Below are 21,045 nucleotides of genomic sequence, written 5' to 3'. Positions count from 1 at the left end.
CCGGCGCTCGTCAGGCGTACAGCGGGTTGATCTTGTCGGCTTCGATGCCGTATTGCGCGATGGCTTGGGCAACCTTTTCACGCGGCAGCTTGCCTTCGTCGGCCAGAGCCTTGAGGGCGGCAACCACGATGTAATGGCGGTTGATCTCGAAATGCTTGCGCAGGCGGGAGCGGAAATCGCTGCGGCCAAAGCCGTCCGTGCCCAGCACGGTGTAGCTGCGCCCTTGCGGGATGAAGGGGCGGATTTGCTCGGCAAAGCTGCGCATGTAGTCGGTCGAGGCGATGACGGGGCCGCTGGTCTGGCTCAATTGCTGTTCAACAAAGCTGACCTTGCGCGGCTCAGTGGGGTGCAGCAGGTTCCAGCGCTCGCAGTCCTGACCGTCGCGCCCCAGCTCGGTGAAGCTGGGGCAACTCCACACATCGGCGGCCACGCCCCAATCGCGCTCCAGCAACTCCTTGGCAGCCATGGATTCGCGCAGGATGGAGCCGCTGCCCAGCAGGTTCACGCGCAGCTGTGCACCTGCGGCGGCCGGTTGTAGCAAGTACATGCCCTTGAGAATTTGCGCCTCCGTGCCCGCCGTCAGGCCAGGCATGGGGTAGTTCTCGTTGAGCAAGGTGATGTAGTAAAAGACGTTTTCCTGCTTTTCCACCATGCGCTTGAGGCCATCTTGCATGATGACAGCCACTTCGTGCGCGAAGCTGGGGTCGTAAGCCACGCAATTGGGGATGGTGCCCGCCAGGATGTGGCTGTGGCCATCTTCGTGCTGCAAGCCTTCGCCATTGAGCGTGGTGCGCCCGCTGGTGCCGCCGAGCAAGAAGCCGCGCGCCTGCATATCGCCCGCCGCCCAGGCCAGATCGCCCACGCGTTGGAAACCGAACATGGAATAGAACACGTAGAACGGCACCATGATGCGGTTGGAGGTGCTGTAGCTGGTGGCCGCTGCAATCCAGGAGGCCATGCCGCCCGCTTCGTTGATGCCCTCTTGCAAAATCTGGCCGGCCTTGTCCTCGCGGTAGTACATCACCTGGTCTTTATCAACCGGGGTGTAGAGCTGGCCCTTGGGGTTGTAAATGCCGATTTGGCGGAACATGCCTTCCATGCCGAAGGTGCGCGATTCATCGACCACGATGGGCACCACGCGCGGGCCAAGAGCCTGGTCCCGCAGCAGCTGGTTCAAGAAGCGCACATAAGCCTGGGTGGTTGAGATTTCGCGGCCCTCGGCGGTGGGCTCGAGGATGGCCTTGAATGTCTCTAGCGAGGGCACGGTAAAACGCTCGGTGGACTCGGTTCGCCGCTGGGGCAAATAGCCGCCCAGGGCCTTGCGGCGCTCGTGCAGGTATTTCATCTCCGGCGTGTCGTCGGCCGGTTTGTAGTAAGGCAGCTTGTCCAATTCGCTGTCGGGAATGGGGATGCCGAAGCGGTCGCGGATGTAGCGCACGCCTTCGTCGTCGAGCTTCTTGGTTTGGTGGATGGTGTTCTTGGCCTCGCCATATTTGCCCATACCGTAGCCCTTCACCGTTTTGACCAGCAGCACCGTGGGCTGGCCCTTGTGGTGGTAAGCGGCGTGGAATGCGGCATACACCTTCTCCGGATCGTGGCCACCGCGGCGCAGCTCGAAGATTTCCTCATCGCTCATGTGCTCGACGAGCTTGGCCGTCTCGGGGTATTTGCCGAAGAAATGCTCACGCACATACGCGCCATCGTTGGCCTTGAGCACCTGGTAGTCGCCATCGAGCGTTTCCATCATCAGTTGCTTGAGCTTGCCGCTCTTGTCGCGCGCCAGCAGCTCGTCCCAACCCTTGCCCCAGATCAGCTTGATGACGTTCCAGCCGCTGCCGCGGAACTCGCCTTCCAGCTCCTGGATGATCTTGCCGTTGCCGCGCACCGGGCCGTCCAGGCGTTGCAGGTTGCAGTTGATGACGAAAATCAGGTTGTCCAACCCCTCGCGCGCGGCCAGGCCGATGGCGCCCAGGCTTTCCGGCTCGTCCATCTCGCCGTCGCCCATGAAGGCCCAGACCTTGCGGTTTTCCGTATTGGCGATGCCGCGCGCGTGCAGGTATTTCAAAAAGCGTGCCTGGTAAATCGCCATCAGCGGCCCCAAGCCCATGCTGACAGTGGGGAACTGCCAGAACTCAGGCATCAGCTTGGGGTGGGGATAGCTGGACAAGCCCTTGCCGCCCACTTCCTGGCGGAAGTTATCCAATTGCTCCTCGGTAATACGCCCTTCCAAAAAAGCGCGGGCATAAACGCCTGGCGCGCTATGGCCTTGGATGTAGAGGCAGTCACCACCGTGGTCTTCGCTTTCGGCGTGCCAGAAATGGTTGAAGCCCGCACCCAGCATGGAGGCCAGCGAAGCAAACGAACCAATGTGCCCGCCCAGATCACCGCCATCTTCGGGGTTGAGGCGGTTGGCGCGCACCACCATCGCCATGGCGTTCCAGCGCATATACGCGCGCAGGCGCTTTTCAAACACGATGTTGCCGGGGCAGCGCGCCTCTTGCTCCGGCTCGATGGTGTTGACGTAGCCGGTAGTGGCGGAAAACGGCAAGTCGATGCTGTGCTGGCGCGCGTGCTCCAGCATCTCCTCAATCAGAAAGTGCGCACGCTCGGCGCCCTCACGGTCGATGACGGCAGAAAGCGCATCCAGCCACTCACGGGTTTCCTGGGCGTCGATATCGGCTGCCGTCTGGGCAGATTGAGCGTTTGTGTTATCACTCATACAAGTCTCCAAGGGATATATCCAATGCTGCGCACCTGTACGCACTTATCGCAAGGCGCTGCCATGCGCAAATCTACACCGCCAAACAGCCGCTGCTGGTCAGCCGCGGCCCTGATTCTTCAAGGGTTTACCCGCCATTTGTGGGTTTTGCTCGATGCAATCAGACGCGTTTTGCGCACTAGCCAGTGTCGCATAAGAGGTAGGCTATTTTTCAAATTGAGGCTCAATATTTCTTATGGCGAAATATTGAGCCTCTGGAACGTGCCCTACCCCAATCAAAACGGCGATAAAGATGAGAAAAATTGCAAGCAGAGCATCAACCTTGCCTCGCGCGCTCAAAAGGAGGGCTGCTGCTTGTCTCATTCAAAGCCCATAAACTGCACACAGAGTCCTCAATTCTGCGAGCGCTTCTCCCCCGAACCTTTGCGGCTGGGGGCATTGTTTTGCTGCGCACCATCCATTGATGCCGTAGCAAGCTCGGCATTGGCTTTGCGTATGGCATCTCGCGCTTGCTCTGCCTCAAAAAGCTGCATTTGGCGCTGATCGATCCGTTCTTGAGCTAAATCATCCAAACGCTGCTGGCGCAAAATTTTCCGTTGACGCCCCAGATCGTCAATCCAAAGCTCCCCAGAGGCGGGGCAAGCCGTCTCTTGGTAGGACACACGTCCGGCCTGCGTACATTTGTATAAATCCGCTGCCTGTGTAGACCCTACTAAAAAGCCGCCCAGAATCACCAGCCAGTAACCCATAGCGGGACGCGACCAATTCATCAAAGTGCTCATAGCTCTCTCCCGATTCAATTCAGAGGAGTCAAGCATAAAAGAGCTTTTCAGCAGGCAACAAAAAAGCCGCTTGAGGCAAGCGGCTTAAGTGTTTGATTTGAATTGGTAAAACTTGGTGGCGCATCAGGGACTCGAACCCCGGACCTGCGGATTATGATTCCGTCGCTCTAACCAACTGAGCTAATGCGCCGAAGCCCAGCATTCTAGCCGAAAAAAATTGCGTCGCGCGTAAAAATTGCTATTTTTTTCGCAATCACTGCGCTCTTCTCTCTCCTTGCGGGATCGGCAGCAGGCCTCGGGCGGGGTCGCGCACTACGTCACACAAAAATTGCCAGACCGCTTGCACTCTAGCTAAATGGCGAATTTCCGAAGGCATGGACATCCAAAAAGTCCGCTGGAAATGGGCCTCCTGCGGCAATAAGCACTGCAAACTGGCATCGCGCCCACCCAAAAACACAGGCAAGATAGCCAGGCCCCCTCCAGCGCGTACGGCTTCGTATTGGGCAATGATGCTGGTGCTGCGCAAGCCAAATTGCCGAGGCTGGAAAAAGTTGTCTAAAAATTGCAGTTGCCTGGAAAACAGCAAGTCATCCACGTAGGAAATGAACGTGTGCCCGACCAAGTCCTGCACGGTCTGGATCGGCTTATGACGAGCCAAATAGCTCTGCGCTCCGTAGAGGCGCAAGACATAGTCGCTGAGTTTGGTGACCACGACGGAGTCGCGTGTGGGGCGCTCCAGCGAAATCACGATGTCCGCCTCTCGTCGTGAAAGCTGCACTTGGCGCGGTAAAGCCAGCAAATCCACCACTAGCGCGGGGTGCTGTTGCGCCAATCCGGCCAAAGGTGCGGCCAACACGCAGGTGCCCAGCCCTTCCGGCGCCCCAACCCGCACCAAGCCAGAAAGCCCTTCCCGAGCAAAAAGTGCCGTGTTTTCTATCGAGAGGAAAGCCGCCTCCATCGCCTCAGCGTGGGGCAGCAACTGGCGGCCCGATTCGGTGAGGCGATGCCCGAAAGACTCCCTTGCAAAAAGGGGCACGCCCACTTGCTTTTCCAACGCCTGAATACGTCGGCTCACCGTTGTGTGATCGACCCCCAACATGCGAGCGGCATTCACCAGCGTTCCCGTGCGTGCTAGCGCTAAAAAATACCTGAGGTTGTCCCAATCCATGTTATTTATCGTCCGCAGCTTGCGAGAACGAAACCTCCACACGTAGAGCCGGGCATCATATCGCCCGTTTTTGAAATGCCCCAATGGGCAAGAAAGGTTGCCTCATGCCTGAGTTTGTCGATACCTCCCCGCCAGGGGTGTGCATTTTTTGTAAGCTGGTTGCAGGGGAGATCCCCTCATCCAAGGTGTATGAAGATGCGTTGACCATCGCCTTCATGGATTTAGGGCAAGTCACGCCCGGCCATGTGTTGGTGGCCACCAAACGTCACACAACGGATTTGTTTGATCTCACAGCACAAGAGTGCGCAGCCGTCATGCAGACCAGCCAGAAAGTGGCGCGTGCAGCCAAGCAAGCTTTTAGCCCAACAGGCATGACGCTGCTACAGGCCAATGGCCGAGATGGCGGGCAAACCGTGATGCACTTTCACATGCACGTTGTTCCGCGCCATGCCAACGATGGCGTAGGTCTGATTTGGCCGCGCAAAGAGCCTGGCGCCCCTGTGTTGGAGCGCTATGCCGTTCAACTGCGTGCGGCCATGCTATCCCTTGAGGCAGACGCTTCTCACCAAACAGCGTCTCCAACCGATTAAATGCAAAAAAGCGGCTCAATGCATCACTGAGCCGCTTTTGCGCGTTCAAATTGATCGCTTTAACTTGCTGCTGTTTTAGTTGTCAAAGCCAACTTTATCGACCAATTCGCTGGCTTGTTTGCGGTATTTGGCGATTTCGGTCAAGGACAGGGTATCGGCTTTGAGCGGACCGAACGACTCCGTCACAGGATCGAGCTTGACGCCTTCCCGAATGGGGTATTCATAGTTGGCGTTGGCATAAAGCTGTTGCGCAGGCACAGAAACCAAATACTCCAGCAACTTCACAGCGTTGTCCTTGTTGGGCGCGTTTTTCGCTACCGCTGCACCAGAGATGTTGACGTGCGTACCTGCACCCTTGGCGAAGCTTGGGCGCACCACTTTGATGGCCTCGCCCCACTTGCGATCGTCCGAGTCTGGCTTGGCGTTACGCATCTTGCCCACATAGTAGTTATTGGCAATGCCGATTTCACAGATTCCGCCCAGGATATCGCGCGCTACGTTGCGGTCACCGCCGGTGGCTTTGCGCGCCAAATTGGCTTTAACGCCCTTGAGCCACTGCTCGGTGGCTTGCGCGCCGTTATGGGCGATCATGGCCGCGATCAAGGCGGTGTTGTAAGGGTGCTGGCCTGCGCGAATGCAGACTTTGCCTTTCCACTTGGGATCGGCCAAGTCTTCGTAATGGAAGCTGGACAGAGGCAAATCTTTCGCGGCATACAGCACCCGATCGCGCAGCGACAGCGTAAACCATTCACCATTGGCCCCACGCAAGTGGGCGGGCAGCACGCTGTTCAGCGTCGCCGATTGGACGGGCTGCGTTACGCCCGCATCCACCAAATCCAGCAAATTGCCAATGTCCACCACCATGAACACGTCGGCGGGGGACTTATCGCCTTCTGCCTTGGCGCGCTCCAGCAAGCCGTCCTTGACGAAAACGGTGTTGACCTTGATGTTGCTATCCTTTTCAAAAGCCTTGATCAGCGGCTCAATCAGACCAGGCTCGCGTGTGGTGTAGAGATTGATCTCCCCAGAAGCCAAGGCTTGCGATTGGAAAGCGCCTGCGGCGACGGCCAATGCGGCGCCGAACAAAGCCTTGCGACGAAAAGAAGTGAATTTCATGGATGCTCCATTGGTTGTGACATGGATAAAACTGCCAAGACCTCGAACAGGCTCTCAGAGCGCACCAAGGCTCGCTCCGTTGCAGTTGGCTGCGCATTATCCCAGCTTCAAAAAGCCAGCAAGAATTCATCGCATTTCCATTTCAGATTACACCCCCTTCCCCAACTGGCGATGCGGTATAGACGTGAGCAAAATTCAACTGAGGCCCGCACTTCGCTGCCGATGGCCCTATCGCCCGGCAGCATGAAAAAAGCGGCGAGTTTTCGCCGCTTCAGAATGTCGGTTGCCTGCCCACACAGATAAAACGCAAATTACATTTCATAAGAAAACAGCATCCTTTATAAAAATGCCAAAATATCGATATATTATTTCCTTTGAAATGTAATTTTAGCCTCATCCCCAGCAACCAGATTGCCAGTTACGCGCCAAGGTAGGCTTTGCGAATTTCCGGATTGCCCAGCAAATTGGCGCCTGTGTCTTCCAAGACCACGCGGCCAGTTTCGAGCACATAGCCACGATCGGCAATTTGCAGGGCCTTGTTGGCATTTTGCTCAACCAGGAAAACCGTCACGCCTTCGGCGCGGATGGTTTGGATGATTTCAAAGATTTGCGCGATGATGAGCGGCGCCAGGCCCAATGTCGGCTCATCCAGCAGCAACAAGCGCGGCTTGCTCATCAGGGCGCGGCCAATGGCGAGCATTTGCTGCTCGCCACCGGACATGGTTCCCGCGCGCTGATGGGCGCGCTCTTTCAAACGGGGAAAGAGCGCAAAAACGTGCTCCATGCCCTCTTCAATGGCCTGCGCGTCCTGGAAAAACCCCCCCATCTTGAGGTTTTCCACCACCGTCAAATCAGGGAAAACGCGCCGCCCTTCGGGCGAAATGGCAATCCCGCCCTGCATGATCTGGTGGGTTTGCATGCGGGTAATGTCCTTGCCTTCGAACAGCACCCGACCGCTGCTGGCGCGCGGTGTGCCGCAAATCGTCATGAGCATGGTGGTTTTACCCGCCCCGTTGCTTCCAATCAGCGTGACGATTTCCCCTTGATTGACGTGGATACTGACGCCGTCGAGCGCCTGAATGGCGCCGTAATAGGTGTGAATGTCCTCAAGCTGCAACATGGGCGCGCTCGCGCCCTGCCCGGTTGGTTGTGTCACGATCGGCTCCTGCACAGTAATGGTTTCGGTGGCAACCTGGCTCATTATTCTTCTCCCAGGTAGGCTTTGATGACACGCGGGTCGTTGCGCACCACTTCGGGCGTGCCTGTCACGACCGGCTTGCCATGCTCCATGACCATGATCCGCTCGGAGACGTTCATCACCAAGCCCATGTCGTGCTCAATCAGCAAGACGGCTACGCCAAAATCGTCCCGCAATTTGCGGATCAGCATTTGCAGCTCGACCTTTTCCTGAGGGTTCAGGCCAGCCGCTGGCTCATCGAGCATCAGCAGGCGCGGCTGCGTGATCATGCAACGGGCAATTTCCAGGCGGCGTTGGTGGCCATAAGCCAAATTGCCTGCCTCGCGGTTGGCAAAGGGGCGAATGCCCATGAAATCCAGCCACCACACGGCGCGATCAAGCGCATCACGCTCCGCTTTGCGATAGGAAGGCAGGCGCAGCAAGCCTTTGAGCAGACCGCTTTCCACCTGCGTGTGCTGGGCTACCAGCAGGTTTTCAACAGCCGTTAGCTCTTTGAACAAACGCACGTTCTGGAAAGTGCGCACCAAACCGTGGCGCGCCACTTTATGGCTTGGCAGACCGGCGATATTTTCCCCACCCATTTGCACATGCCCAGAAGTGGGGCGATAAAACCCGCCCACGCAATTGAAGACCGTGGTTTTGCCCGCGCCGTTGGGGCCGATGATGGCGAAAATCTCCTTTTCGCCCACATCGAACGAAACATTGTCCACCGCCAGCAGGCCGCCGAAACGCATGACCAAATCGCGCACCTGCAACAGGGGCGAACGCGGGGTTTGGGGAGGAAGGTGCTCAGGCATGGTTTGCATGGTTGGTGTCTGTGCGCTCATTGGGGGATCTCCACGTGCGGGCGTTTAGTGGGCAGCAAGCCTTGCGGGCGCCACATCATCATCAACACCATGACCAAACCGAACAGCAGCATGCGGTACTCGGCAAACTGGCGCGCCAGCTCCGGCAATACCGTCAACACAATGGCCGCCAAAATGACGCCAATCTGCGAACCCATGCCGCCCAGCACCACGACTGCGAGGATCAGGGCCGACTCGATAAAGGTAAAGGATTCGGGGTTCACCAAACCTTGACGCGCGGCAAAGAAAGCGCCGCCAAAACCCGCGCACATCGCCCCCAAGGTAAAGGCCGAGAGCTTGATGTTGGTAGGGTTCAGGCCCAGCGAACGGCAAGCGATTTCGTCTTCTCGCAGCGCCTCCCAAGCGCGGCCGATGGGCATGCGCAGCAAGCGGTTGGAGATATACAGCGTTACCAGCGCCAGCGCCAAAGCCATCAAATACAGATAAATCGGCATGTGCAGGTTGCTGAATTTCCAGCCCATCATTTGGTGGAAAGTTTGCGCCCCCTCCTCGCTGGCGCGGCGGGCCATTTCGTAACCCAGCACAGTGGGTTTGGGAATGCCGGATATGCCATCAGGCCCGCCGGTGTACTCCGTCAGGTTAATCAGCAGCAGGCGGATGATTTCGCCAAAACCCAGCGTCACAATCGCCAGGTAATCGCCCCGCAGGCGCAAAACGGGAAAGCCCAGCAAATAGCCAAACAAAGCCGCCATGGCGCCAGAGAGCGGCAGCGCCATCCAGAACGACCAATCGGCCCAGTGGTACAGCAGTGCATAGGTATAGGCCCCAACGGCATAAAAGCCCACAAAGCCCAAATCCAGCAGACCTGCAAAGCCCACCACGATGTTCAGCCCCAAGCCCAGCATGATGTAAATCAGCACCAGGGTGGCGATGTCCACCTGGCTGCGGTTGCCAATGCCCAGGCCGGGGAAGATTTGGCCTAGAAAAGGCCAAAAAATCGCCATGGCAATCAGCAACCAACCGAAGATTTTTTGCTTGGACGAAGAAACCGAAGGCGCCGAAGGCAGCTTCACACCACTAAAAGCCTTGGCCAGAAAAGGCTTAATCAATTGCAGCACGAACACGATGGCGCAACCCAGCGCCACCAAGCCCCATTGCGGCTCCAGGTGAGTTTGCGCGCCTTGGCGTACCAGTTGCAAGCCAAAAACGGGGGTAATGATGACAGCGGTCATCGCCGCTGCAATGAAGGCATTTTTGATTGTGTTTTCTTGCATTACACCTTCTCCACTTCAGGCTTGCCCAAAATCCCTGTGGGGCGGAACAGCAAAATGAATACCAGCAAACCAAAAGCCACGATGTCTTTGTACTGTGAGGAAATGAACGCGGCCGCGTAGGTTTCGACCACACCCAGAATCACGCCACCGAGCATGGCGCCGGGGATCGAGCCGATACCGCCCAACACAGCGGCCGTAAAAGCTTTGAGGCCAGCGATAAAGCCGATAAAAGGGTTGAGCTTGCCAATGGTGACCGCAATCAGCACCCCGCCCACGGCCGCCAGCACGGCGCCCAAAACGAAGGTAAAAGAAATCACTTTATTCGTGTCGATGCCCAGCAAACTGGCCATCTTCATGTCTTGCGAGCAGGCGCGCGAAGCGCGGCCCATGCGGGAGTTTTTGATGAAAAGCGTCAAGGCCACCATCAGCACTACCGTCACGCCAATCACCAGCATGCGCGAGTACGGCAGCATGACGTCAAAGCCTTCGAAATTGAACACAACCGCGCCGGAAATCAGCGAGGGCACGGCCTGGTCGCGCGCGCCCTGCCCTAGTGCGACCCAGTTCTGCAAAAAGATCGACATCCCGATGGCCGAAATCAGCGCCACCAAACGCGGCCCGCCACGCACAGGTCGATAAGCAATGCGCTCGACGGCAAAGCCGTATGTCGCAGTTACGGCCATGGCCGCAATCAACATGATGGCCACGATCAACGCTACGGGCAAACCGCTTTGCCCGCCGATGGCCGTCAAAGTCACCAAGCCCACATAGGCGCCAATCATGTAGATCTCGCCGTGGGCAAAATTGATCATGCCGATGATGCCGTAGACCATTGTGTAGCCGATGGCGATCAACGCATAAATGGCCCCCAGAGACAGCCCGTTAAAGGTCTGCTGGAGGATTTCAGGAAAACTGGGTATTGCGAACATGAAACAAAGCTCCTTGGAAAAGCGGCAGCAGGCGTGTGGCCCGCTGCCGCCCCTGAGAGCCTGCGCACGATCTCGGATCTCGATGCGAACAGGCTCTGTGCGCCACTAGTGTGGTGTAAGGGTGTGCCAGTGGCGCGCTATCGATCCAACTGATGATCCAACGGATGGGTGGATTACAACTGTTTCTTGTTACCGTCCTTGTCCCATTGGTACACCGCGAATTCGAAATTCTTCAAATCGCCTTTGGCATCGAACTCCACCTTGCCAATGGAAGTTTCAAAGCTGTTTTTGTGCATGTAGTCGGCCGCTTTCTCAGGGTCTTCGCCCACGGCCTTGATGGTGGCGGCCATGATTTCCACTGCGGCATACGCTGGCATCTGGAATGCCCCGTCAGGGTCGCGCTTGGCGTCGTGGAAGGCTTTGACGATCTTGGCATTTTCGGGGCGCTTGGTGAAATCGGCGGGCAAAGTCACCAGCAAACCTTCCAGCGCGGGGCCGGCAATGGCTACCAGATCCTGGTTAGCCGTGCCTTCGGGCGCCATGAATTGCACTTTCAAACCCTGTTCGCGCGCCTGGCGCAGCAGCAGGCCCAGCTCAGGGTGGTAGCCACCAAAGTAAATCAAGTCCGGCCCCATCGTCTTGAGCTTGGTGATGATGGCTGAGTAATCGCTATCGCCCACGTTTACGCTCTCGAACATGGTGATATTGACCTTGCGCTCTTTGAGCGCATCGCGCACTTGCGCGGCGATGCCGGCGCCGTACGTCTGCTTGTCGTGCAAGATGGCTACGCTCTTGGGCTTGAGTGTTTTGGCGATGTACTCTGCAGCGTAAGGGCCTTGCAAATCATCGCGGCCGATGGTGCGGAAGAAGTAATGCGGCTTGGTGGTGTCCGTCACCGTGGGGCTGGTGGCACCGGGGGTGATGGCAACGATTTGCTCCTCGTCATACACCGGCGCGGCCGCTGTGGCCACGCCCGAGCAGGCATGGGCCACGGCAAACTTGGCACCCGAATGCACCACCTGGTTGGCCGCTGGCACGGCTTGCTTAGGCTCGCAGGCATCGTCAATCAACACCGGCTCAAGCTTGCGACCGTTGACGCCGCCTGCGGCATTGATGGTTTCAATGGCGGTGAGCGCACCGGCCTGGATCTGGTCACCATACTGCTTGACCGGCCCCGTCATGGGCATGGGGATACCGATTTTGATCGTCTCGGCAGAATGGGCGGCCCCGCTCAGGCACAGCGCGGCTGCCGCGGCCACAACGGGAATAATCCGGTTCAATTTCATGGTGACTCCTCTTTCTTAATTGGAAAAAGCTCAGGCTCAGCGCGGCACTTCGTCCGCACTCGACGCCCATGCGCAGAGGGGGTGTATTGTGCGGACTCCATTTCACTTTGTCATCGACAGGTTAACCCTAAGACAGTTTGTGCCGTCCAAATCGGCCAATGGTTACAATATCAAATCAAAGTGAAATCAATTTCAATAACACCATGCCGAAACAAGGCATTTTTATTTCTTTTTGAATTATAAAAATTACCGCTTCAACGTCTGCTCCAGTACATGCAGTTGCTGATTGAGTTCGGGCTGCTGCTGGCGCTCCTGCGCGATCTTGCGCACAGCGTGCAACACCGTAGTGTGGTCGCGCCCGCCAAAGAGTTCGCCGATTTCGGGCAGGCTTTTCTGTGTCAACTCCTTGGCCAGATACATCGCAATCTGGCGCGGCCGCGCGATGCTGGCGGGGCGCTTTTTGCTGTACATGTCGGCCACTTTGATCTTGTAAAAATCGGCCACCGTCTTTTGGATGTTCTCCACGCCAATTTGCCGGTTCTGGATAGAGAGCAAATCGCGCAAGGCGTCGCGCGCGACGGGAATGGAGATTTCTTTGTGGTTGAAGCGAGCGTAGGCCAACACCTTGCGCAAAGCGCCTTCCAGCTCGCGCACGTTAGAGCGCACGTTCTTGGCCACGTAAAAAGCCACTTCCTTGGACAACTGGATGCCCTCGCTTTTGGCCTTGTCGATCAAAATGGCCACCCGCATTTCCAGCTCAGGCGGCTCGATCGCGACGGTCAGGCCAGCATCAAAACGCGACACCAGGCGCTCGTGGATATCGGTCAGCCCCTTGGGGTAGGTGTCGCTGGTCATCACGATGTGCGAGCGGCGCGAGAGCAAGGCCTCGAAGGCGTTGAAAAACTCCTCTTGCGTGCGCTCTTTGCCTGCGATGAATTGAACGTCATCGATCAGCAGCAAATCCAGCGAGTGGTAGCGCTGCTTGAGCGCATCAAAAGTCTTGCGCTGGTAGGAGCGCACCACATCGGTCACAAACTGCTCGGCGTGGATGTACAGCACTTTGGCATCCGGCCGCTCGGCCAGCATCTGGTTGCCCACTGCATGCATCAAGTGGGTTTTGCCCAGGCCCACTCCGCCGTAAATGAACAGCGGGTTGTAGAGCTGGCCTGGCGCATGCGCCACATGCAGGGCTGCCGCCCGCGCCATGCGGTTGGCCGAGCCTTCGATCAAGTTGTCGAAATTCAACTGCGGATCCAACCGCGCGCCCGCCACCCCGCCCACCGTGGCCCCCACAACAGGCGCGGCTGCTATTTCTTCCTGCTCGACGGGCGCAGCATGCGCAGGGGCGGCATCCTGCGCCTGCGGCCATGCTTGCCCTTCATGCTCTTGTGCATAGGAGGCGGCCAATAAATCCGTCTGCATTTGAGTGGCCAGCGCTTGCATAGGCTGTGGCGCGCCATCGGCCAATGGCAAGGCCCGTGCAGCGCCCACCTGAGAGCCCCCCCTTGTCTGCGTCGCGCGCAGGGGGGCGGCGCCTGGCCTTGCTCCCACTGTACGTCCAGGCTTGGCCGTGCGCGAGGCCAGGCTCACCTCCAGTTGGATATGTTGCCCCCCTATCTCTTGCAGCAAAACGGCCATGCGCTCGAGATAACGCTTGCGGATATGGTCCAGCGCAATGCGGTTCGGCACGTAAATATGCACGCTCGCGCCAGTGGACTCCACGCGCAGTGGCTTGATCCAGGCGGCAAACTGTGGCCCAGGCACCTCAAGCGCCAAGCGTTCAAGACAGCGCTGCCACAAGCCCGCATCGTCCGCAGCGGGTTTGATGACGTCATTCATGGTGTATATCGAAAAGGGCCAGCCACACGGCCTGCAGCCCTGAATCCAAAAACACAAAGCCTTTTTAAATCAAATAGTTGTCAGGCTTTGCATCGACAGAGGCTGGCGCTCAATCGCCCACCCCGTTACAAAAGAGGCGCGGATTATAGGTCTGTCCCCTCCCGCAGCCAGGAGTTATCCACAACTTCTCGCATGCCCCCCATGCGGTAGTCTTTAATTGCCACTGGCAACAACAATGCCATCATGTGCGATAATTCGCGGTTTGCTTTACGGGGCCTAAGCCGTTAGGGATCGAGCGCTGGTTTTTTGCGCAAGCACAACCCCATGCTCGGTTTTGCGGACTTTCGCCTTCTCGCCTCGTCGGCCTGGCTTAAAGCCTGTGCAAAGGCTCTTATTTACAGCCCGTCGAAACTCCGCAGATTTATCCAAACCTTCCCAGAGGTCATTGCTATGAAACGCACCTACCAGCCCTCCAAAATCCGCCGCGCCCGCACCCATGGCTTTCTCGTGCGCATGAAAACACGGGGCGGCCGCGCCGTTATCAACGCTCGCCGCGCCAAAGGCCGCAAGCGTCTGGGCCTGGCATAAGCCTTCGCCCCGTTGCCCTTGTTGCCCCTGCCGCGCGCATTCCGCATCGCATCCACAGGGTGACGCAGGGAGAGGTGCTACCGCATGCCGCAGGCATCACAGCCCAAGGCCCTGCGCCATTTGAAAAAACGCCAGCAGTTTCAACAACTGCTGGCTGTTTTTCCTGTGGCCAAGACCTCTCACTTCTGCCTGCACAGCTTGCCCGCCGCACAGTTGGCAGGGGTTGCGCCGGCACATCGCGATGCGCTTTGGGTGGGGGTTTTATTGCCCAAGCGCTGGGCGCGCCACGCAGTCACTCGCAACTTGATTCGTCGGCAGGTCTATGCGGTGGCGCTGGAGCACTGCCGCAATGATGGCGCTGGCTCTATCCCGGCCCAAGCCATTTTGGTGCGATTGCGCGGGGGGTTTCATGCCCCGCGCAAGCCTGCGCATACCCCGCGCCAGCGGCACCGCCAACCAGCAGCCAGCTCCGTCCTCCTGCAAGCAGCAACTGGCACAGCCCGCCAAACACCCGCTCCTTTGCGCAGCGCCGCCTCTGATGCGCTGCGCTTGCAAGTGCGGGGGCAATTGCAGCGGCTGTTCGCGCGCGCTTTCGCAGCTGCGGCTCCTGCCGCTTTCCCAAATGTGCCTCAAGCTGGTGCAGACCCTAGCCAGCACACCGCTCCTCCCCTGCCATGACGCTTAACGCCTTCTTCCGCGATGGGCTGATCGGCTTGGTCAAGCTCTATCGCCTGCTGCTCAGCCCTTGGCTGGGTAGTGGCTGCCGGTTTGAGCCCACTTGCTCGCTGTACGCCATTGACGCTTTGCAACAGCACGGCGCAGCGCGTGGCAGTTGGCTGACCGTGTGCCGTCTGGCGCGCTGTCATCCTTGGTGCGAAGGCGGTTGCGATCCTGTCCCTCCGCCCGCAACGCCACCTGCTGGAGAGCGCCAAGGCTTGTTTACGCGCTTGCTCGCCTCCGAGAGCAACGATTGCCCCCCTTCTTCCCCCTCGTCCGAGAAGTCTTCATGAACGATATCCGTCGCTCCATTTTGTGGGTGGTTTTTGTCTTCTCCCTCATCATGCTGTGGGATCGCTGGCAAATCCATAACGGCAATCCGGCGCTGTTTTTCCCGCAGCCAACCCCGGTCTCCGCCAGCGCCGAAGCCACTCCGGCCGCCTCTGAAGGCGCTGTTCCCGCTGGCGTGCCTGCCGCAACTTCCACAAGCGCCCCGCCTGCCAGCGCCCAAGCGCCCGTGGCGGGCGCGGAAGATGTGGTGGTGACCACCGATGTGCTGCGCTTGACGTTCAGCACCCAAGGCGGCTCGCTCAACCGCGTGCAATTGCTGCAATACGACAACGATGCGCGTGATGGCAATGTCGTGTTGCTCGACCGCCGTGGCGACCACACTTATGTGGCCGAGACCGGCTTGACTGGCGGCAGCCTGCCCAACCATCAGACTTTGATGACGCTGGCTGAAGGCCCTTTGAGCCTGGCGGACGGGCAAAACGAGCTGCAAGTGCGCTTTGAATCGCCCGTGCAAAACGGCGTCCAGCTCGTGAAGATCTGGACATTCAAGCGCGGCCATTACGACGCGCATGTGCGCCATGAAGTCATCAACCATAGCCAAGCGCCCGTCTCCACCCAGCTTTACGAGCAGATCACCCGCGATGGCGGCCTGGTCGATGGCGGCGTGATGTTTGCGGGCACCTACACCGGGCCGGCGGTTTACAGCGATGCGGAGAAGTTCCAGAAAGTCAGCTTCGAAGACATCAACAACAAGAAGGACAACTTCGAGAAAACCACCGACACGGGCTACGTGGCCATGGTGCAGCACTACTTTGCCTCTGCCTGGATCTTGCGCGACGGCATCCAGCGCACCAACTACGTCAACCGCCTGGGCCCGAATTTGTATTCCGTCGGGCAAACCACCCCCTTTGCCACCGTTGCGCCCGGCCAATCGCAAGCGGTTGAATCCATCTTCTACGCTGGCCCGCAGATCGAGAAAAACCTCGAAGGCATCACCCCCGGCCTGGAGTTGGTCAAGGACTACGGCATGTTCAAAGTGCTGGCCAAGCCGCTGTACTGGTTGCTCGATCAGTTGCACAACCTGCTGGGCAACTGGGGTTGGGCCATCGTCGCGCTGGTGGTGCTGCTCAAAGTCGCCTTCTACTGGCTCAACGCCAAGGCTTACGCCAGCATGGCCAAGATGAAGGCCATCAACCCGCGCATCCAGCAACTGCGCGAACGCCACAAGGACAACCCCCAGCAGATGCAGCTGGAGATGATGCGCATCTACCGCGAGGAGAAGGTCAACCCCTTCGGCGGCTGTCTGCCCATCCTCATCCAGATGCCCTTCTTCATCGCCCTGTACTGGGTGCTGCTTTCCAGCGTGGAAATGCGCCATGCGCCCTGGATTGGCTGGGTGAACGATTTGGCCGCGCCCGATCCGTACTTCATCTTGCCGCTTCTCATGACAGTCTCGTCCCTGCTGCAAGTGGCCCTGAACCCGGCGCCGCCAGACCCCATGCAAGCCAAGATGATGTGGTTCATGCCGCTGGCCTTCAGCGTGATGTTCTTCTTCTTCCCGGCGGGCCTGGTGCTGTACTGGTTGACCAACAACATCCTCTCCATCGTGCAGCAGTGGATCATCAACACCCGCATGGGCGTGCCGCCGCAGTTCAACCTGCCCAAGTTCAAATAAACACCCTACGCCCTACCCGAAGCCGCCTGCCAGGCGGCTTTTTTCTACAAATAACCAATCAAAAGAAACGAAATCCACCCATTTCGGCAACATACAAATAAAACCCAAAATACATTGAAATGGAAAATCTGCAAGCCCCGGCTCTGCCCGAGGCCACCCCCTTCGTTTTGCTCGACGACGCCACCTGCAACCAGGCCCGCCTGCTATGGGATTGGCGCAGCACGCACACCTTCGGCGCGGCAGAGCTGGACGGCTTGGACGCCCAACTGCACCACGGCTGGGCGCAAGGCTGGCACGCCTTTCTCTGGCTGCCCTACGAATGGGGCCAGGCCCTGCAACACCTGCCAGACAGCCGCGTCTGCGCCCAGCTCCACTGGTTCGCCCAGGCCAGCCCGCTTCAGCATGCCGCCCTCGCGCAATGGCTGGAGCAAGCTGGCGGCCATGCCCCGGCGGGCCTGTGCGCCTGGGCCGATGGCATCGACGAAGCCAGCTATCGCGCCCACGTCGCCCAGGTGCAAGCCGCCATTGCGCGCGGCGAGGTTTATCAAATCAACTACACCACCCGCGCCCAGGTGCGCAGCTACGGCCACCCCGCCGCCCTCTACCGCCGCCTGCGCCAACAGCAACCCGTGCCCTACGGGCTGCTGGCCCGCCTGCCCGGCGCTGCGCAAGCCTGCGCACAAGCCCCCTTACAGCCTGCCCCGCCGGTGTGGACGCTGGGCTTTTCCCCCGAGCTGTTTCTGCGCATCCAGCCCGATGGCCTGATCGAAACCGAGCCGATGAAAGGCACGGCCGCGCGCGATTTGCACAACCCCGAGCGCGACCGGCAACGCGCCCAGGCCCTGGCACAAGATCTCAAAAACCGCGCCGAAAACGTCATGATCGTGGACTTGCTGCGCAACGACCTGGGCCGCATCGCCGAATACGGCAGCGTCGCCGTGCCCCGGCTCTTTCATGTCGCCCCCTACGGCTCCGTCTGGCAAATGACCAGCCGTATCCAGGCCCGCCCGCGCCCCGGCACGCGCTTGGCCGAGCTGTTGCGCGCCACCTTCCCCTGTGGCTCCATCACCGGCGCGCCCAAGCGCATGAGCATGGAGAAAATCCGCGACCTCGAAGCCGCCCCGCGCGGCATTTACACCGGCAGCGTCGGGCATCTGGCCCCTGCCGATAACCCGCTGGGCTGCCAGGGCGCGCTCAACGTCGCCATCCGCACCTTGCAACTGCACCCGCGCGCCGATGGCCTGCATGAAGGCGATTTCGGCGTTGGCAGCGGCATCGTCGCCGACAGCGACCCCGCCGACGAATGGCGCGAATGCCAATGGAAAAGCCGCTTTCTGCGCGAGCTGCCGCCCCAGTTCAGCCTGATTGAAACCCTGCGCGCCGAGCACGGCCACTGCCCCCTGCTGCCCCTGCACCGCCAGCGGCTGGAGGACAGCGCCCGCGCCCTGCGGTTCCCCCCTGTGCCGCCGCAACTGTGGGAACAAGCCCAAAGCCTCGCCGCCAGCGCGCCCGCGCCGCAAACGCCGCAAGCCCTGCGTATCGAATACTTCCCTGATGGCCGCTACGAGCTGCGCTTTCGCCCCGCCACCCTGGCCAGCGCCAGCACGCAACGCCCCGTACGCCTGCTGATCGCCCCCGAACCGCTGCCCGAGCGCGATTTCTTGCGCCGCTTCAAAACCTCCCACCGCGCCCACTACGACCAGGGCCGCCAAAACGCCACGGCCCAGGGCGCTTTCGACAGCCTGTTTTTCAACACCAGCGGCCATCTGCTTGAAGGCGGCATTTGCAACGTCTTTGTGCGCCTGGATGGCCAATGGCACACGCCCGCGCTGGAGCTGGACATCCTCGAGGGCGTGATGCGCCGCGCCATCCTGGCCGATCCCGCCGCCTATCTGGGCGCCCACAGCGTCCGCAGCGCGCGCCTGACCCGCCAGGACCTGGCCCGCGCCGAAGCCATCGCCGTCAGCAACGCCTTCCAAGGGCTGCTACCCGCGCAGTGCACGCCCGGCCAACATGCCACGCTCTAGGCTCCGCCAAAGGACGCCCTCATCATTTACAAATCAATATAAAACTGTCTTATTAGCCGACATGCCGAAACAAGGTTATTTTTTGCCTATTGATTGGTAAAAAATGCCTCCAAAAGCTTCCCGCTAGCCAGATGGCTCCAGCGCCGCCTGGGTGTCCTCCAACTCCAGCACCTGCTGTGCCCAGGGCGCGAGCACGCCGGTGTCGGCCTGGAGAATGCGCTCCTTGACGGCCAGCAATTGGGCCGGGTTCATGGAAAAAGATTGCAAGCCCAGGCCCAGCAGCAAGTGGGTGATGTGCGGATCGCCTGCGATTTCGCCGCACAGGCAGACGGATTTGCCCTGGGCCTTGCATTGGGCAATGACGTTGGCGATCAAATGCAGCACGGCGGGGTGGGTGGCATCGAACAAATGCGCCACGCTGGCCTGGGCGCGATCAACCGCGAGGGTGTATTGGGCCAGGTCGTTGCTGCCGATGGAGATGAAATCGAAGTGCGGCAAAAACTGCCGCAGCATCAGGGCGGCAGCGGGCACCTCCACCATCGCGCCCAGGCGCACGGGGCCAAATTCCACGTTGCGCGCGCGCAGCTCCTCGCGGGCTTGCTCCAGCAACTCCAGCGTTTGGCGCACTTCACCCATTTGGGACAGCATGGGAAACAAGATGTTCAACGGCCCATGCACGGCGGCGCGCAACAGAGCGCGCAACTGGGTGCAAAACAGCTCGGGATTGGCCAGGCTCCAGCGGATGGCGCGCAGCCCGAGCGCCGATTGCTCCTGGCTGGGCAGCGCGTGGCCGCAAACCTCCAGCAACTTGTCCGCGCCAATATCGATGGTGCGGATGGTGACCGGCAGGCCCTGCATGGCCTGGATGGCTGCGCGGTAGGCGCGGTATTGCTCCTCCTCACCGGGCAGGCTGTCGTGGCGGCCCAGAAAGAGAAACTCGCTGCGAAACAGCCCCACGCCCACGGCTCCGGCAGCCACGGCGGCTTCGCAGTCGGCGGGCAGCTCGACGTTGGCCAGCAGCTCGATCTGGCAGCCATCGCGGGTGATGGCGGGGGTGTAGCGCAAGCGCTGCTGGCGCTGGCGCGCCTGGAGCATCTGCGCCTGCAAGCCGCGGTAGGTTTGCAGGGTGGCCTCATCGGGGTTGAGGATGACCAGGCCCGCATCGGCATGCACGATGAGCAAATCGTTGTGGGCGATGCGCGCGCTGGCATCTTTCATGCCGACGACGGCGGGAATATCCAGGCTGCGCGCCACGATGGCGGTGTGCGAGGCTTTGCTGCCCGCATCGGTGACAAAGCCTGCAAACATGCCCCGGCGAAAGTGCAGCATGTCCGCAGGGGCCAAATCGTGGGCGACGACGATTTGCGGCAGCGCATCGCGCGGCCGGGGCGGCAAGCTGGTGACATCCAGGCTGGCATCGGCACCGCTGGGCAACACCGTCATGGGTGGTGGCGCCACGCCGGGGGCCAGGCGCATGCATTGCAGCACGCGCGCCACGAGCTGCTCCAGATCGGCCTTGCGCTCGCGCAGATAGCTGTCATCCATGGCGTCGAAATCGCGCGAGAGTTCGGCCAATTGCTCCATCAAGGCCCATTCGGCGTTGTAGTGGCGTTCGCGCACGTAGTGGGCCGCGCCTTGCTGCAAGGCTTCGTCCTCGAGCAGCATGGCGTGGGCGTCCAGCAAGGTGTGCAAATCGGCGTAGGCGGCCTCATCGGCAAGCCCCTGCTGCACGCGCCGCAACTCGCCAATGGCCAGGTCAAAGCCGCGCTGCAAGCGCTCCAGCTCGGCAGGCACCTGCGCGCCGGGGATGATGTGGTGCTCAACCTGCAAGGGCGCGCGCGCCAGCGTCAACGCGCGGCCAATGACGATGCCACGCGAAACGGCAATGCCTGCCAGGTGGATGTTGTGCGCACTCATGGCAATCCCTTGGAGCGTGTCATGCACTTTCCACCGCTCTCTAGAGCGAAAAGTGCATGACACGCTCTAGAGCCTGTGCCGCACGCAGGCCGCCCGAAGGGGACAAGGCAACGGTTGGGGGCC

General features: G+C 59.7%; 17 protein-coding genes and 1 tRNA gene. 6 read left to right on the top strand and 12 right to left on the bottom strand.

All coding sequences use genetic code 11. From position 1 onward, the window contains the following. Positions 1 to 10 precede the first annotated feature (10 nt). From aceE to EBQ26_RS02150, 4 genes are all read right to left on the bottom strand, one after another. Positions 11 to 2,719, bottom strand: coding sequence for a pyruvate dehydrogenase (acetyl-transferring), homodimeric type (gene aceE / locus EBQ26_RS02165; protein WP_122237386.1), 2,709 nt, complete (start codon positions 2,717 to 2,719; stop codon positions 11 to 13). Positions 2,720 to 3,111: 392 nt separating this feature from the next. Beyond that, on the bottom strand, positions 3,112 to 3,501 hold the full coding sequence (locus EBQ26_RS02160) for a Mic19 family protein (protein ID WP_147473412.1): 390 nt from the start codon (positions 3,499 to 3,501) through the stop codon (positions 3,112 to 3,114). A 113-nt stretch (positions 3,502 to 3,614) separates the two neighbouring features. After that, positions 3,615 to 3,691: transfer RNA gene (locus tag EBQ26_RS02155), tRNA-Met, on the bottom strand. A 63-nt stretch (positions 3,692 to 3,754) separates the two neighbouring features. Beyond that, positions 3,755 to 4,669 carry a LysR family transcriptional regulator gene (locus EBQ26_RS02150; RefSeq protein WP_122237492.1) on the bottom strand — a complete coding sequence of 305 codons (915 nt, stop codon included), beginning with the start codon at positions 4,667 to 4,669 and terminating at the stop codon, positions 3,755 to 3,757. A 104-nt stretch (positions 4,670 to 4,773) separates the two neighbouring features. On the opposite strand from EBQ26_RS02150, the gene EBQ26_RS02145 reads away from it, so the two are divergent. After that, positions 4,774 to 5,259, top strand: a complete 486-nt coding sequence (locus EBQ26_RS02145) for an HIT family protein (RefSeq protein ID WP_122237491.1) — start codon at positions 4,774 to 4,776, stop codon at positions 5,257 to 5,259. A 75-nt stretch (positions 5,260 to 5,334) separates the two neighbouring features. On the opposite strand, the gene EBQ26_RS02140 is transcribed toward EBQ26_RS02145, so the two are convergent. From EBQ26_RS02140 to dnaA, 7 genes are all read right to left on the bottom strand, one after another. Continuing rightward, positions 5,335 to 6,375: a Fe(3+) ABC transporter substrate-binding protein gene (locus EBQ26_RS02140; RefSeq protein WP_122237384.1), complete on the bottom strand. Its 1,041-nt coding sequence runs from the start codon at positions 6,373 to 6,375 to the stop codon at positions 5,335 to 5,337. Between the two features lie 418 nt (positions 6,376 to 6,793). Further along, on the bottom strand, positions 6,794 to 7,495 hold the full coding sequence (locus EBQ26_RS02135) for an ABC transporter ATP-binding protein (RefSeq protein ID WP_122237490.1): 702 nt from the start codon (positions 7,493 to 7,495) through the stop codon (positions 6,794 to 6,796). An 80-nt stretch (positions 7,496 to 7,575) separates the two neighbouring features. Next, positions 7,576 to 8,370 (bottom strand): high-affinity branched-chain amino acid ABC transporter ATP-binding protein LivG, encoded by a 795-nt coding sequence (gene livG / locus EBQ26_RS02130; protein WP_122237489.1) that lies wholly within the window; start codon positions 8,368 to 8,370, stop codon positions 7,576 to 7,578. Between the two features lie 26 nt (positions 8,371 to 8,396). Further along, complete coding sequence (locus tag EBQ26_RS02125) at positions 8,397 to 9,653, bottom strand: high-affinity branched-chain amino acid ABC transporter permease LivM (protein ID WP_122237383.1); 1,257 nt, start codon at positions 9,651 to 9,653, stop codon at positions 8,397 to 8,399. Continuing rightward, a complete protein-coding gene (livH, locus tag EBQ26_RS02120; RefSeq protein WP_122237382.1) occupies positions 9,653 to 10,582 on the bottom strand; it encodes a high-affinity branched-chain amino acid ABC transporter permease LivH in 930 nt (309 codons plus the stop codon). Before livH ends, EBQ26_RS02125 begins: the two co-directional genes overlap by 1 nt. A 173-nt stretch (positions 10,583 to 10,755) precedes the next feature. After that, the gene (locus EBQ26_RS02115) at positions 10,756 to 11,868 is read right to left on the bottom strand and encodes a high-affinity branched-chain amino acid ABC transporter substrate-binding protein (RefSeq protein ID WP_122237381.1); all 1,113 of its coding nucleotides are present in this window, start codon (positions 11,866 to 11,868) and stop codon (positions 10,756 to 10,758) included. A 246-nt stretch (positions 11,869 to 12,114) separates the two neighbouring features. Continuing rightward, positions 12,115 to 13,707 carry a chromosomal replication initiator protein DnaA gene (gene dnaA / locus EBQ26_RS02110; RefSeq protein ID WP_122237380.1) on the bottom strand — a complete coding sequence of 531 codons (1,593 nt, stop codon included), beginning with the start codon at positions 13,705 to 13,707 and terminating at the stop codon, positions 12,115 to 12,117. Positions 13,708 to 14,157: 450 nt separating this feature from the next. Between dnaA and rpmH the strand changes: the two genes are divergently transcribed. From rpmH to EBQ26_RS02085, 5 genes are all read left to right on the top strand, one after another. Continuing rightward, positions 14,158 to 14,295, top strand: coding sequence for a 50S ribosomal protein L34 (rpmH, locus tag EBQ26_RS02105; RefSeq protein ID WP_073355483.1), 138 nt, complete (start codon positions 14,158 to 14,160; stop codon positions 14,293 to 14,295). Positions 14,296 to 14,379: 84 nt separating this feature from the next. After that, positions 14,380 to 14,973 carry a ribonuclease P protein component gene (locus tag EBQ26_RS02100; protein ID WP_122237379.1) on the top strand — a complete coding sequence of 198 codons (594 nt, stop codon included), beginning with the start codon at positions 14,380 to 14,382 and terminating at the stop codon, positions 14,971 to 14,973. Next, a complete protein-coding gene (gene yidD / locus EBQ26_RS02095; protein WP_122237378.1) occupies positions 14,970 to 15,305 on the top strand; it encodes a membrane protein insertion efficiency factor YidD in 336 nt (111 codons plus the stop codon). Before EBQ26_RS02100 ends, yidD begins: the two co-directional genes overlap by 4 nt. Continuing rightward, on the top strand, positions 15,302 to 16,978 hold the full coding sequence (gene yidC, locus EBQ26_RS02090; RefSeq protein ID WP_122237377.1) for a membrane protein insertase YidC: 1,677 nt from the start codon (positions 15,302 to 15,304) through the stop codon (positions 16,976 to 16,978). Before yidD ends, yidC begins: the two co-directional genes overlap by 4 nt. Before the next feature lie 119 nt (positions 16,979 to 17,097). Then, positions 17,098 to 19,005 carry a bifunctional chorismate-binding protein/class IV aminotransferase gene (locus tag EBQ26_RS02085; protein WP_122237376.1) on the top strand — a complete coding sequence of 636 codons (1,908 nt, stop codon included), beginning with the start codon at positions 17,098 to 17,100 and terminating at the stop codon, positions 19,003 to 19,005. A gap of 123 nt (positions 19,006 to 19,128) precedes the next feature. On the opposite strand, the gene ptsP is transcribed toward EBQ26_RS02085, so the two are convergent. Beyond that, the gene (ptsP, locus tag EBQ26_RS02080) at positions 19,129 to 20,922 is read right to left on the bottom strand and encodes a phosphoenolpyruvate--protein phosphotransferase (protein WP_122237488.1); all 1,794 of its coding nucleotides are present in this window, start codon (positions 20,920 to 20,922) and stop codon (positions 19,129 to 19,131) included. Positions 20,923 to 21,045 lie beyond the last annotated feature (123 nt).

It is taken from the genome of Allofranklinella schreckenbergeri, assembly GCF_003703475.1.
Lineage (GTDB): Bacteria > Pseudomonadota > Gammaproteobacteria > Burkholderiales > Burkholderiaceae_C > Lampropedia > Lampropedia schreckenbergeri.
This window is presented reverse-complemented; position numbering and strand designations above follow the sequence as displayed.

Excerpts from the sequence above, each read along its gene's own strand:
- aceE (WP_122237386.1), bottom strand. The coding sequence starts at position 2,719 with ATGAGTGATAACACAAACGCTCAATCTGCCCAGACGGCAGCCGATATC.
- EBQ26_RS02160 (WP_147473412.1), bottom strand. The coding sequence starts at position 3,501 with ATGAGCACTTTGATGAATTGGTCGCGTCCCGCTATGGGTTACTGGCTG.
- EBQ26_RS02150 (WP_122237492.1), bottom strand. The coding sequence starts at position 4,669 with ATGGATTGGGACAACCTCAGGTATTTTTTAGCGCTAGCACGCACGGGA.
- EBQ26_RS02145 (WP_122237491.1), top strand. The coding sequence starts at position 4,774 with ATGCCTGAGTTTGTCGATACCTCCCCGCCAGGGGTGTGCATTTTTTGT.
- EBQ26_RS02140 (WP_122237384.1), bottom strand. The coding sequence starts at position 6,375 with ATGAAATTCACTTCTTTTCGTCGCAAGGCTTTGTTCGGCGCCGCATTG.
- EBQ26_RS02135 (WP_122237490.1), bottom strand. The coding sequence starts at position 7,495 with ATGTTGCAGCTTGAGGACATTCACACCTATTACGGCGCCATTCAGGCG.
- livG (WP_122237489.1), bottom strand. The coding sequence starts at position 8,370 with ATGCCTGAGCACCTTCCTCCCCAAACCCCGCGTTCGCCCCTGTTGCAG.
- EBQ26_RS02125 (WP_122237383.1), bottom strand. The coding sequence starts at position 9,653 with ATGCAAGAAAACACAATCAAAAATGCCTTCATTGCAGCGGCGATGACC.
- livH (WP_122237382.1), bottom strand. The coding sequence starts at position 10,582 with ATGTTCGCAATACCCAGTTTTCCTGAAATCCTCCAGCAGACCTTTAAC.
- EBQ26_RS02115 (WP_122237381.1), bottom strand. The coding sequence starts at position 11,868 with ATGAAATTGAACCGGATTATTCCCGTTGTGGCCGCGGCAGCCGCGCTG.
- dnaA (WP_122237380.1), bottom strand. The coding sequence starts at position 13,707 with ATGAATGACGTCATCAAACCCGCTGCGGACGATGCGGGCTTGTGGCAG.
- rpmH (WP_073355483.1), top strand. The coding sequence starts at position 14,158 with ATGAAACGCACCTACCAGCCCTCCAAAATCCGCCGCGCCCGCACCCAT.
- EBQ26_RS02100 (WP_122237379.1), top strand. The coding sequence starts at position 14,380 with ATGCCGCAGGCATCACAGCCCAAGGCCCTGCGCCATTTGAAAAAACGC.
- yidD (WP_122237378.1), top strand. The coding sequence starts at position 14,970 with ATGACGCTTAACGCCTTCTTCCGCGATGGGCTGATCGGCTTGGTCAAG.
- yidC (WP_122237377.1), top strand. The coding sequence starts at position 15,302 with ATGAACGATATCCGTCGCTCCATTTTGTGGGTGGTTTTTGTCTTCTCC.
- EBQ26_RS02085 (WP_122237376.1), top strand. The coding sequence starts at position 17,098 with ATGGAAAATCTGCAAGCCCCGGCTCTGCCCGAGGCCACCCCCTTCGTT.
- ptsP (WP_122237488.1), bottom strand. The coding sequence starts at position 20,922 with ATGAGTGCGCACAACATCCACCTGGCAGGCATTGCCGTTTCGCGTGGC.